At 67.9% G+C, this 957-nt stretch carries 2 protein-coding genes; both read right to left on the bottom strand.

Annotation, left to right across the window (positions count from 1 at the left end):
• Positions 1 to 664: transaldolase (gene tal / locus M8J74_RS44035; protein ID WP_249841757.1), on the bottom strand; the 664-nt coding region annotated here is incomplete at its 3' end.
• 33 nt (positions 665 to 697) lie between these two features.
• Positions 698 to 957: transketolase-like TK C-terminal-containing protein (locus M8J74_RS44030; RefSeq protein WP_443744586.1), on the bottom strand; the 260-nt coding region annotated here is incomplete at its 5' end.

The following is a 957-nucleotide window of genomic DNA, read 5'->3' as shown; positions in this document are numbered from 1 at the left end:
CGTCGGTGCCCAGCTCGTCGAGGCGCCGGTCGATCTCGGTGTCGACGCGGGAGACGAAGAAGGACGCCACGGAGTGGATCTTCGACAGGTCCAGGCCGCGCTCCTTGGCCTTCTCCAGGCCGGACAGGTAGGCGTCCATGACCTTGCGGTAGCGCTCCAGGGAGAAGATCAGCGTGACGTTGACGCTGATGCCGAGGCCGATGGTCTCGGTGATCGCCGGGAGGCCCGCCTCGGTGGCCGGGATCTTGATGAGCGTGTTGGGCCGGTCCACCAGCCAGGCCAGCTGCTTGGCCTCGGCCACCGTGGCCTTGGTGTTGTGGGCCAGACGCGGGTCGACCTCGATTGACACGCGGCCGTCCTGGCCGTCGGTGGAGTCGAAGACCGGGCGCAGGATGTCGGCGGCGTCGCGGACGTCCGCCGTCGTGATCATGCGGATGGCCTCTTCGACGGTGACCTTGCGGGCGGCGAGGTCGGAGAGCTGCCGGTCGTAGCCGTCGCCCTCGGAGATCGCCTTCTGGAAGATCGTCGGGTTGGTGGTGACGCCCACGACGTGCTGCTGGTCGATCAGCTCGGCGAGGTTGCCGGACGTGATCCGCTTGCGCGACAGGTCGTCCAGCCAGATCGCCACGCCTTCTTCGGAGAGGCGCTTGAGTGCGTCTGTCATGGAATTACATCTCCTACGTGTCGTATACGGGCGTCAGCGCTGGGCGGCGGCGAGGGATTCCCGGGCCTGGGCGGCCACGTTCTCGGCGGTGAAGCCGTACTCCTGGAAGAGCACCTTGCCGTCGGCGGAGGCGCCGAAGTGCTCCAGGGAAACGATGCGGCCGGCGTCCCCCACGTACTTGTGCCAGGTCAGACCGATACCGGCCTCGACCGCGACCCGCGCCCTCACGCTCGGCGGCAGAACGCTGTCCCGGTACCCCTGGTCCTGCTCCTCGAACCACTCCACGGACGGCA

Source organism: Streptomyces panaciradicis (genome assembly GCF_023516615.1).
Lineage (GTDB): Bacteria > Actinomycetota > Actinomycetes > Streptomycetales > Streptomycetaceae > Streptomyces > Streptomyces panaciradicis.
This window is presented reverse-complemented; position numbering and strand designations above follow the sequence as displayed.